This is a genomic window from Lachnoanaerobaculum sanguinis (genome assembly GCF_033242365.1).
In the GTDB taxonomy this organism is placed as follows: Bacteria; Bacillota; Clostridia; order Lachnospirales; family Lachnospiraceae; genus Lachnoanaerobaculum; species Lachnoanaerobaculum sanguinis.
On record NZ_BTHK01000001.1, the window covers coordinates 38,834 to 50,845 of the forward strand.

The 12,012-nt window shown below is 36.2% G+C and carries 10 protein-coding genes; 1 reads left to right on the forward strand and 9 read right to left on the reverse strand.

Going from position 1 to position 12,012, the window contains the following annotated elements:
• Nucleotide 1: 1 nt before the first annotated feature.
• A complete protein-coding gene (locus SBH76_RS00180; protein ID WP_317976354.1) occupies nucleotides 2–214 on the forward strand; it encodes a cell division protein DIVIC in 213 nt (70 codons plus the stop codon).
• 75 nt (nucleotides 215–289) lie between these two features.
• Here SBH76_RS00180 and topA read toward each other — a convergent pair whose 3' ends face one another.
• From topA to SBH76_RS00225, 9 genes are all read right to left on the reverse strand, one after another.
• Nucleotides 290–2,368, reverse strand: coding sequence for a type I DNA topoisomerase (topA, locus tag SBH76_RS00185; protein ID WP_317976355.1), 2,079 nt, complete (start codon nucleotides 2,366–2,368; stop codon nucleotides 290–292).
• A 12-nt stretch (nucleotides 2,369–2,380) separates the two neighbouring features.
• A complete protein-coding gene (gene dprA / locus SBH76_RS00190) occupies nucleotides 2,381–3,496 on the reverse strand; it encodes a DNA-processing protein DprA (protein WP_317976356.1) in 1,116 nt (371 codons plus the stop codon).
• 9 nt (nucleotides 3,497–3,505) lie between these two features.
• A complete protein-coding gene (locus tag SBH76_RS00195; protein WP_317976357.1) occupies nucleotides 3,506–5,020 on the reverse strand; it encodes a YifB family Mg chelatase-like AAA ATPase in 1,515 nt (504 codons plus the stop codon).
• Between the two features lie 54 nt (nucleotides 5,021–5,074).
• On the reverse strand, nucleotides 5,075–6,142 hold the full coding sequence (gene galE / locus SBH76_RS00200; RefSeq protein ID WP_034214997.1) for a UDP-glucose 4-epimerase GalE: 1,068 nt from the start codon (nucleotides 6,140–6,142) through the stop codon (nucleotides 5,075–5,077).
• A 110-nt stretch (nucleotides 6,143–6,252) separates the two neighbouring features.
• Nucleotides 6,253–7,431, reverse strand: a complete 1,179-nt coding sequence (locus SBH76_RS00205) for a phosphoribosylaminoimidazolecarboxamide formyltransferase (protein WP_317976358.1) — start codon at nucleotides 7,429–7,431, stop codon at nucleotides 6,253–6,255.
• The gene (locus SBH76_RS00210) at nucleotides 7,431–8,132 is read right to left on the reverse strand and encodes an IMP cyclohydrolase (RefSeq protein ID WP_317976359.1); all 702 of its coding nucleotides are present in this window, start codon (nucleotides 8,130–8,132) and stop codon (nucleotides 7,431–7,433) included. The genes SBH76_RS00205 and SBH76_RS00210 overlap by 1 nt, the downstream gene beginning before the upstream one ends.
• A gap of 8 nt (nucleotides 8,133–8,140) precedes the next feature.
• On the reverse strand, nucleotides 8,141–9,502 hold the full coding sequence (locus SBH76_RS00215) for an ABC transporter permease (RefSeq protein WP_317976360.1): 1,362 nt from the start codon (nucleotides 9,500–9,502) through the stop codon (nucleotides 8,141–8,143).
• Nucleotides 9,503–11,245, reverse strand: coding sequence for a COG1361 S-layer family protein (locus tag SBH76_RS00220; RefSeq protein WP_317976361.1), 1,743 nt, complete (start codon nucleotides 11,243–11,245; stop codon nucleotides 9,503–9,505).
• A 5-nt stretch (nucleotides 11,246–11,250) separates the two neighbouring features.
• The gene (locus SBH76_RS00225; RefSeq protein WP_317976362.1) at nucleotides 11,251–11,928 is read right to left on the reverse strand and encodes an ABC transporter ATP-binding protein; all 678 of its coding nucleotides are present in this window, start codon (nucleotides 11,926–11,928) and stop codon (nucleotides 11,251–11,253) included.
• Nucleotides 11,929–12,012: the final 84 nt, after the last annotated feature.

Genomic DNA, 12,012 nt, shown 5'->3' on the forward strand with positions numbered 1-12,012 from the left:
TATGAAAATGAAAAAGTTTTTTGCGATAATAACCTTACTTTTACTTATATTCAGTTTGATCTCAACTGTTCTTGTTGCAATATTCTCAGACAATATCAGATTGCTTTTTGTATTCTTGTTTATTGATATTGTAATGCCTGTAATAATATATGCATATCTTGTAATAACAAAACAGATAAGAAATCTTGATAAAAAAGATGATGATAAGGAATAACAAAGCAGCTATAATAAAGTACTTGTGTGTAAATAAACGACCGGCTTATTAAGTCGGTCGTTTAACTTTAAATATTTATTCTTCTTTTGGCTTATTCTCGGAATATCCGCATTCTTCATTCATACAAAGGAGCTTATTTCCTTTTTCAACCATATATGAGCCACATTTTGGACAGGCTATAGAAGAAGGCTTATTCCATGACATAAAATCACATTCCGGCGCATTGCTGCAACCATAGTATATTCTGCCTTTCTTTGTCTTCTTTATTACTACTTCACCGTCACATTTAGGACATTTAACTCCTATTTTCTCAAGATACGGCTTTGTATTCTTACATTCGGGGAATCCCGGACATGCTAAAAACTTTCCGTGCGGACCATATTTTATAACCATGTTTCTTCCGCAGTTTTCACATATCACATCTGTAACTTCATCGGCAATCTTTACATTTTCAAGCTCCTTTGAAGCCTGCTCTACTGCCGACTCAAGATCAGGATAAAAGTTTGATACAACAGTTTTCCAATTTACACTTCCGTCACCTACAGAATCCAGTAACTGCTCAAGATTTGCCGTAAATTCCTTATCCACTATGCTCCCGAAATAGTTAACCATCATAGAGTTTACAATCTGTCCAAGCTCTGTAACATAGAGATTTTTTTGCTCTTTAACAATATAATGTCTTGCAAGAATTGTAGTAATAGTAGGTGCATATGTTGACGGACGTCCTATTCCCTGTTCTTCCAATGCCTTTACAAGGCTTGCCTCCGTAAAATGTGCAGGCGGTTGTGTAAAATGCTGTACATCCAAAAGTTTTTCAAGTTTAAGTTCATCTCCTACCTTAAGCTTTCCTATAACAGCATCCGAACTTACCTTTTCTTCATCATCATCAGTATAAACACTCATAAATCCGTCAAATACTATTTTTGAGCCGGACATAGTAAAAATATAATCTCCTGCACTGAGCTTCACTGAAGTAGTCTTATACTTTGCATTTTCCATTCTGCTGGCAACAAATCTCTTCCATATAAGCTGATACAGTCTGAAAAGCTCTCTTGGCAAAGATTCTTTAACCATTGCCGGAGTAAGATTCACATCTGTAGGTCTTATAGCCTCATGTGCATCCTGAACATTATTGTTATTTGTCTTTGTAACAACATTTTTTGAAACATATTCAGGTCCGTAGCTTTTATCTACAAACTCTCTTGCAGCGGCATCTGCCTCGGCAGCTATTCTGGTTGAGTCTGTACGCAAATATGTTATAAGAGCAATTGTTCCCTTACCCTTTACTTCCACACCTTCATATAATTGCTGTGCAAGCCTCATTGTCTTTTGAGTTGAATAGTTTAACTTTTTGCTGGCTTCCTGTTGCAAGGTAGATGTTGTAAACGGAATCGGAGCCTTCTTTACTCTTTCACCCTCATTTATCTCTGAAACCACATATGAGGCAGCCTTCAATGCCTTTAATATTTTATCCATCTCTGCTTTATTGTTTATGGCAAGCTTACTCTTTTTACCATAGAACTTGGCATTTACAGTCTTTTTTGAGTGCTCGGTCAAAAGCTCGGCTTCCAGTGTCCAATACTCCTCCGGAATAAACTCATCTATTTGTGCTTCCCTGTCACATATCATTCTAAGTGCTACAGACTGTACTCTACCGGCAGACAATCCTCTTTTTACCTTTGCCCAAAGTAGAGGGCTGATAGAGTATCCCACCATACGATCCAATACTCTTCTCGCCTGCTGCGCATCCACAAGATTCATATCCAGATTTCTTGGATGCTTAATAGCCTCTTTTATTGCATTTTTTGTAATCTCATTAAAACTGATACGAAATACCTTCTTTTCACTGTCTTCAAGCTTTAAAGCCTTTGACAGATGCCAACTGATTGCCTCACCCTCACGGTCAGGGTCGGTTGCAAGATATATTTTATCAGCTTTTTTAACGTCTTTTTTCAGTTTAGCAAGTAACTCGCCCTTGCCTCTTATGGTAATATATTTCGGTTCAAAGTCATTTTCAACATCAATACCCATTGTGGATTTAGGCAAATCCCGCACATGCCCGTTTGACGCCGTAACTTCATACCCCGAACCTAAATATTTTTTTATGGTCTTTACCTTTGCAGGCGACTCCACTATCACTAAACTTCCAGCCATTTTAACCCCTTACTAACTTAATCTCTTACAATAATAATTTGATGATACTTGTACGATAAAACCTTCCAATTCAAGTAATAAAAGTGAGCTAAGCACTTGAGAGATGTCTAAAGCGCTTTCTTTGATTATGTCATCTATATATTTCGGTTTTAAATCAAGGCAACTATAAACCTTTTTATCATTCTTTGCAAGTATATTAGCGTTTTTTTCATTATATACTTGAATTTTTTTATCAACATTAAGATCAAGTGCTTCCAAAATATCCGTAGGTGAGGTTATAATACCGGCACCGTCGGATATCAATTTATTACATCCAAGACTCATACAATCTGTTATTCTTCCCGGTAGTGCAAATACTTCTCTCCCCTGTTCTATGGCATGTGTTGCCGTTATAAGTGAACCCGACTTAAGTCTTGCTTCTATTACTACAGTAATATCCGCCAGACCTGAAATAATACGATTTCTTATAGGAAAATTAAACTTTAAAGGATTTGTTCCCAAAGGAAATTCAGATATAACACCGCCAAAGCCTTCACTACATAACTTATTGTATAGAGTAAAATTGCTATCAGGATAACATACATTTACTCCTGTGCCAAGTACTGCATAAGTTTTTCCTTTAGAAATAACAGCACCCTCATGTGCCATACTGTCGACTCCAAGTGCCATACCGCTTATTATATCCACATCATTTGCAGCCAGTTCCTGTGCAATAAACTTTGCCATTCCAAGTCCATATTCACTTGCACCTCTACTGCCCACTATTGCTACGCTCTTTCTCCGCCTTGGAATATCACCTTTTACAAATATGCCGAAAGGATAATCTCTTAAATCCAAAAGCTTTTTGGGATAATCATCTTCAAACGGAAGTATAAATTTTATTTTTCTTTCATCTAAAGACAGATATTTTTCATGTAGTTCATTTAGTTTAACTTTTAATCCTAAAACAGCCTTAATTTGCTTTTCACTTAGTTTTACTTTCATCTTTAAATTTTCAAAGTTCATTTCAAAAATACTGTATAAAGGCTTAATATTCTCATATATAGAACGCTTTGAAGCATAACCAAGCTCCGCTAAACTTGACAGAAAAAACATTGCTTCTCTGTCTGAAATATTATTTATCTGCATATTTCCTCCTTACCAATATTTATCTTCTAAAGAGCGATATGATATAGCCTCACATATATCATCATGCTCAATATTTTTATGTTCATTAAAATCTGCAACAGTTCTTGCAACTTTTAATATTTTATGAAGTCCCCTTACACTCATCTTTTTCATCTCATATAAATCAGATAGAAAAATATCATCACTCTTTTTTAAAGCGCAGAATTTATTTATAAGACCTGCCGGAATTTCAGAATTGTAAGAAAACCCATAATCTTTATATCTGTTCAGCTGTATCTGCCTTACTTTTTCTATGTAATTTTTTATTTCTTCGCTGCTGATATTTTTAAATTCACCTTTAAGCTCTGCATATTTTATCAGCGAAGTCTCAACAGTTATATCTATCCTGTCAAGTAAAGGTTTTGATATTCGTGACAGATATTTTCTTACCTGAGCCTCATTACAACTGCATTTACTTCTGTCAGGATAGTAACCGCATTTACACGGATTTGTAGCCGCAACCAGCATAAAATCTGAAGGATATTCAATACTTGCATTTACTCTTGAAATACTTACAGTTTTATTTTCCATAGGCTGCCTAAGTACCTCTATCGTATTTGTCTTAAATTCAGCCAGCTCATCTAAAAATAATACGCCCTTATGTGCCAGAGAAATTTCACCCGGCTTGGGTATCCTTCCACCTCCTGAGAGTGCCTGTGGGGAAACACTGTGATGAGGATCCCTGTAAGGTCTTATCTTTAATACCGGTTCTTTTGAATTAAGCAATCCACATACGCTGTATATCTTTGAAACTTCCAAAGCCTCTTCATCACTCATATTGGGCATTATTCCGGGAATCCTTTTTGCAATCATACTTTTACCTGTACCTGCAGGTCCTATAAATAATATGTTATGCCTTCCTGCAACAGCAATCTGCACAGCCCTTTTTAGTAATATCTGTCCGTTTACATCCGAAAAGTCACTGTATTCTTTTGTTTCCGGGATTTGTATTTGAATATTTTCCGAATAAGTTTTTTCACCGTTTAGAATTTCAATCAGATCTTTTAGATTTTTTATACCATAATTTTTAATACCTGTAACTATATTTGCCTCAGCAAGATTATCATATGGAAGAAATACATTCTCAAATCCGTTTTCTTTTGCAAATATAACAATCGGCAGTATGCCTCTTATAGGAAGTAATTCACCACTGAGTGAAAGCTCACCAACAAAAAGTGATTTGTTTAATATATCGGATTTTATTGTTCCAAGGGCCTCAAGAATTGATATGGCAATAGGTAAATCATAGCCACAACCTTCTTTTTTGATTTCTGCAGGGGATAGATTTATAACGATTTTTCTGGGATAAAAAGAATATTTAGAATTTTTTATTGCGGTCTTTACTCTGTCTGCCGCCTCTTTGACTTCACCGGATAGAGAACCTATTAGAATAATTCCCGGCAGACCGTCACCAATATCGGTTTCACAGCAGACATGAAATGCATTGATACCTAAAAGACCTGCTGTATGTATTTTACTAAGCATAATCTCCTTTATAAACCGCCTTACGGAAAACTCCGTAAGGCAGATAATTTATATTTATTTTTTAATAACTGAACCGTCTTTTCTGACTACTATATCGGAGTTCTCCTCTTCAAATCCGTTCGGATTTGCCTTTTGCCATCTGAAAGAGTCTCTACACATATCTTCAATATTTTTCTCAGCCTTCCAGCCAAGCTCTTTAAGCGCAAGTGAAGGATCTGCATAACAAGCAGGTACATCGCCGGCTCTTCTGTCTTTGAATACATAATTGATTTTTAAATCATTTACTTTCTCAAATGCATTTATTACATCAAGTACACTGTATCCTATACCTGTTCCAAGATTATAGATATCCACCTTTCCCGGATCTCTCATCATCTTTTCAAGAGCCTTCACATGTCCCTTTGCAAGGTCGACAACATGGATATAGTCTCTTACACATGTACCGTCCTTGGTATCGTAGTCATTTCCGAATACTCCAAGGCATACAAGCTTACCAACGGCAACCTGTGTGATATAAGGTAATAGATTGTTTGGAATTCCCTTAGGATTTTCACCGATTCTGCCTGACTCATGTGCTCCTATAGGATTGAAATATCTTAAAAGCATTACTGAGAACTTTTCATTTGCAGTATGCAAATCTGTAAGGATTTGCTCAAGCATTCCCTTTGTTCTTCCATATGGATTTGTTATAACACCGAGCGGTGCATCCTCTGTAATAGGAACAACCTTAGGATCTCCGTATACTGTAGCACTTGATGAAAATACTATCTTTTCCACTCCGAACTCTCTCATTACTTCACATAAAATAAGAGTTCCTGTAATATTATTGTGATAATACTCAAGCGGTTTATATACAGACTCTCCAACCGCCTTTAATCCTGCAAAATGTATAACTGCATCTATATTATTTTCTTTGAATACATTTGTAAGAGCCTTTTGGTTCAACAAATCGACTTCATAGAAACGTAAAGACTTTCCGGTAATCTCTTCCACTCTCTTAAGTGATTCCTTTGAAGAATTTACCAAATTGTCTACTACAACCACTTCATAACCTGCATTCAACAATTCAACACAGGTATGACTTCCGATATAACCGGCACCACCGGTAACTAATATTGCCATAACCCCTCCATAATATCCGGAATATCAATAAAAACTGTTATAAACCTATTGATTATTTAAATTTTATAATAAAATATATATTAAATCAACAAATTTTTTCAATAATATGCTTAATGATGGAAAAGCCTAATGCCTGTGAATGCCATGGTGATTTTATATTTATTACAACATTCTATAACCGCATCATCTCTTAAAGAACCTCCCGGTTGTGCAATAAATTCCACACCGCTTCTTTTTGCTCTTTCAATATTGTCACTAAACGGGAAGAATGCATCCGAACCAAGGCTTACCCCCTTTAGATTCTTTAACCAATCTCTCTTTTTTTCCCTTGTAAATTCATCCGGTTTTTGTGTAAAGATATGCTCCCACATTCCTTCGGTTAAAAGCTCCTCAACGCTGTTATCACCTATGTAAACATCAATTGCATTGTCTCTGTCCGCTCTTTTTATTCCCTCTTTAAAAGGAAGATTAAGCACACATTCAGCCTGCCTTAAAAACCAGTTGTCAGCCTTATTTCCTGCAAGTCTTGTACAATGTATTCTTGACTGCTGCCCCGCTCCTATACCTATTGCCTGTCCGTCTTTTACATAGCAAACGGAATTTGACTGGGTATACTTTAAAATTATTAAAGATATAAGCAGATCAAGTTTTGCACTCTCAGACAAATCTTTGTTTTTTGTCACAATATTTTCAAGCAGGCTCATGTTTATATCCAAATCATTATGTCCCTGTTCGAATGTAATACCGAAGACCTGCTTTTTTTCCGATTTTGCCGGAATATAGTTTTCGTCTATTTGAAGGACATTATATTTTCCGTTTTTCTTTGCTTTAAGTATTTCAAGAGCTTCATCACTATATCCGGGTGCTATTACACCGTCAGATACCTCCCTCTTTATAAGTAAAGCGGTTTCTTTATCACAAATATCACTTAAAGCGATAAAATCACCGAATGATGACATTCTGTCCGCACCTCTGGCTCTTGCATATGCACAGGCCAGAGGTGAAAGTTTTTCATCCTCCACCCAATATATTTTCTTTAATACATCATCAAGCGGAAGTCCTATTGCAGCGCCTGCAGGTGATACATGTTTAAAGCTTGTTGCGGAAGTTAAAGAGCTTACTCTTTTCAGCTCTGAAACAAGTTGCCACCCGTTTAAGGCATCAAGTAAATTAATATAGCCGGGATTTCCGCTAAGTACTTTTATAGGAAGTTCCTCACCGTTTTCCATAAAAATTTTTGCAGGTTTTTGATTAGGGTTACAGCCATACTTTAAAATCAACTCTTTCATTACATACCCTCCAACTTATTCTTTATAACCTGTATATATTCACCGGTTTCCAAATTTATATACCTGACTGCCAAAGATATTTTATTTTCCGAATCAAGAGAGTTCCAAAGTTTTTCGCTGAATTCATCTATATCTCCGGTTATCTGTATCTTTTTCGGTTCACCTTCAAAACTTTTTAGAGGATCCGAATTTTCTTTATAGGTATGAATCAAAAATCCCTCACCTGCTTTTACATTGTCATAATTATAGAAAAATCTTAAAGTCTGATTTTCATCCCCTTCATCACTCTTTAATATAGAAAGTTTAAGTTTAAGTCTGTCTTTTAGTTCAATAAGTCCTGATATTCTCGGTGTAAAATTCGGTGCATCAGGTTCAAAAGTTCTTGTATACAGTGCATCTTCAAAGCTTTTACCGGTCTTTAAATATTCATAAACCGTGTCCGTTTGATCACCGTTTGTTACTATTATATTATCTCCTAATACTCGTACAGGAGAATAGATAATTAAAGACGGATCGCCAAGCAGACTTTCATCAAAAGCCTTTGTGCTTATATCATCACCATGTACTTCAAATGTCCTGTTTCTTGAATTTACACTTCTCCCCATGATAAAATAGGCAAAGACGGCATTCTTACCGTCATCCGACTTTCCAAGTACAATTCCTCTACCCGGGTACTCTAATTTTGACAGATACTCAAACATAAAACCTCCTAATCGTTTCTAAGTGCAGTTAGCGGACTTAACTTCATCGCTCTTAAAGAAGGGAAGAAACCTGCCAGCATTCCTATAATAACCGCAAAAATAATTGCTGATATTACAAGCCACGGCGGTATTCTTGATATATTTCCGTCTACTCCGGAAACAGCCACCGCCACTCCAAGAGCATTGATTACAATTGAAATAATAAAACTAAAAATAACTCCGGTCAAGCCTCCTATAAGTCCGATAGCACCCGATTCTATAAGAAACATATCTCGTATACGATTCATATCACAGCCTAAGACCTTCATAATTCCGATTTCTTTGGTTCTTTCATATATACTCATCATCATAGTATTTGCAATACCTATAGAAGCAACAAACAATGACACGGCTCCGATACCGCCAAGTACCATCTGAATCATATTTGTAGAGGCTTTACTTTGTTCAATCCACTCCATTTGAGACTCGGCCTGAAAGCCCATATCTGTGATTTGCTTTTGAACTGTCAAAACATTTTTCATATCATCCACATATATCTTAGCAGAATCATACACCAGATACTTTAAAGGCTTACCTTTCTTTGTTGTAGGTTGATTTGGAATAGGTTTGTTTTTATAGACTTTCTTCAGCATTACTTTTAAAGCATCTATATTACAATATATTCCGAAGCTGAAATTATTGTAACTGTCATAATCATCCATTAAAGCACCTCCCTTTACCACACCTGCAGTATCTATAATATACTTCTTCGGCGGTTTCGGTGCATTCTCTCCTCCTGCATTTGCCTTATCATAGGCCTCGGTATCAAAAATAACAAACATGGGCTTGTTGTAGTCCACATTTGGAAGTTTGTTAGTCTCATAAAATGATTCATTAGGCTTTTTAGGATTCTGAAAATCTTTAATAACAAAATTTCCATATACAAATTCAAGATTTTTCTTATCTGTAGGAATATGACCGCTCTCAAGTTTTATTTCAGCCATATATTCTTCATTAACTCCGTTTATTTGAGTGTTTTGCATATAAGGGCCCTGCATTATAATTACATAAGTTGACAGCACCGGGGACACTCCTTCAACATGCTCTATCTTTGAAAAAGTTTCAATAGTATCATCCTTTATACGCAAAGGTTCCGTCTTTTTATTTGATGAATCATCTTGCCTGTTGTATGGAACAGTAACATCTATAGCCTTTAGTGATCCTGACTGTGCTATGCTCTCTTTATTTAATTCATCAAGCCCGATACCAAGTGACAGCATGGTTACAACGGAAGCCGTACCTATAAGTACACCCAGTACGGTAAGTACAGTTCTAAGCTTTCTTCTTTTCAGGTTTGAAATACTTAATTTAAGTAAATCAAGCAGTTTCATTTACATCTGCTCCTTTTTTGATTTTCTTTTCTTCAATATCAAAGCACCTGCTATAATAACAGACGATAAACCTCCTCCGATAATAACAGGTAAAGGATTAAATCCCCTGTTCTCTTCTTCAGGTATTTGCTGATCTGTTATATCAAAATCAGTTTCCGCCTCTTCGTTTACATTTAAGATAAAATCTCTTGTTTCCTCTGTAATATTTCCGTTTTCATCTTCATAGCTTATAGTAAGGTTTATCTTACCGTCATCTGCAGTTACAGCTTTACCTGTCAAATTTACATCCACATTTCCGCTTTCACCGGGCTTTACATTTCCTATATAGGCTTCATTCTCCTTTATTGAATCCGCCTTAAACTTTGCCATAAGATTATAAAGAACTACCTTTCCGGTATTATTTATCTGAAATGTAATATTTGCATCATCACCGACGTTTATGCTGTCAGGGTTGATTTCAAAGCTTCCGATATTCATCCTTGCCACCTGTCTTACAGGTATATCTACACTTACCTTATCTGTTGCATTTTTATACTCAGGTGAATCATACTGCTCATTTATTGTAATGGAATATGACCTTTGATCCACACCCGCCCTTGCACTCATCTTAAGTCTAAGCTCAGTAGTTTGATTTGCAGGCAGAGAATTCACTGCATGAGAGCTTGATCCCTGCTCCATACTGAATACCGCGCTGTCATTTGCCTTCTCCGATTCCAAAGTAAATAAAATATTGCTGGCGGCTACACTCGCAGAAGCATTCTTCATTACGATAATCAAATCAAAAGTTTCTCCGGCATATACATCCTTCGGCTCTGTTCTGTAACTGTCTACTACTATTCTTGCCTTTGTTCTGTCATTCGGATTAAACTCTCCCGGCGAAGTGGTTGTTTCGTCCTTATCTTTATTTTGTATATGTACAAAAAATTGCTCTTCAGTCTTTTTTATTTCACCTTCTGTAGAGTCACGGTATGTGATTTCAAGCTTTATCGGATAATAACCTGTATAGGTATTTTTTTGTATTGCAAAACTGTAATCAAGGCTTGTAACTCCTCCGCTCTCAATCTTATCAAAATGTCTGTCATAGTTGGCATCATTTATTTCAAACGGAAAAACAGTATTGTCCTTATCCATCACCATATGTGCAGTAACATCAAAGGCTGTAAGTTTACCTGTATTTGCAAGATTAAGACCGAAGTTTAATACATCAGGATATTTACCTCTGGGTGTTGACTGTCCTTCACCTAAAGTAAACTCCACATCCTTTACCGCTTCCAATTCACTGCTGTCGGTTGTAGCTGATTTTTGAATATAAACATTTATATATTCCTGTATACCTCTTCCACCTTCTTTGTCATCTGCCAGATAAACAGGAATACCGTAGTAACCTTCAGGAATATCTCTTCTTACTCTTGCTGAAATAGTAATGCTTTTTTTCTTACCCTTACTTATCTTTCCTACATGCTTTCTGTCTGTAGTCTCGGATGTAAGTTCAAAAGGAAATTCTATATTTTCATCCTCTTCATCATCATAAGCTATACCTGCCCATGCATCCGCATAGTCGGAACCCGTTTCAACATAAAATGTTACACTCATCATTTTACCTGTTTTTCCGACAGGTATCTTATCCTGATGAAATACATTGTTGCTTTCTATGTTTCTTAACTTTGCAAAAGATTCTACCTGTGGGATAATGACCATTAAAAGAATCATCACAATTCCCCAAGTTTTCTTTACACCGTTCATCTTAACTAAACCGCCTTTCCATCTACTATTCTGATTTGTCTGTCTGCAACATTAGCTATATCATTATCATGTGTAACCATAATAAGAGTTTGATTTTCCTCTTTTACAATCCGCTTCATCAGCTCAAGTACTTCAGCCGTTGTCTTTGTATCCAGATTTCCTGTCGGTTCATCTGCAAAAATTATTTTCGGCTGCATAGCGAGTGCTCTTGCTATACCTACTCTTTGTTGCTGACCTCCACTCATGGCATTTCCGTTTTGATATATCTGTTTTTCAAGACCTACCAAAGTAAGATATTTCTTAGCCGTTTCAATCCTTTTCTTTACATCAACACCTCTGAATACCAGCGGTAAAGCCACATTGTCAAGTGCATTCATAGTTGGTAACAGATTGTATGATTGAAAAATAAACCCTACATTGTTTCGTCTGAATGCCACCAATTGATTTTCTTTAAGCTTTTCAAGATGAGTTCCGCTGATTATTATCTCTCCCTTAGTCGGTTTTTCAAGTCCTGCCAGCATATTAAGGAGTGTAGATTTTCCGGAACCCGAAGGACCTACTATCGCCACGAACTCTCCCTTATTTATAGTAAAATCCAAGCCGTCAAGGGCATGTACTATATTTTCGCCTGCTTTATAGAACTTATAAAGCCCTTTTACTTCAATTATTATATCATCCATCATACTCACCCTTTTATAAATACGATATACTTCTATGTACATTCTATCATAGCATATATTTTGTGTATTTATCTTTTTATTTTTGAA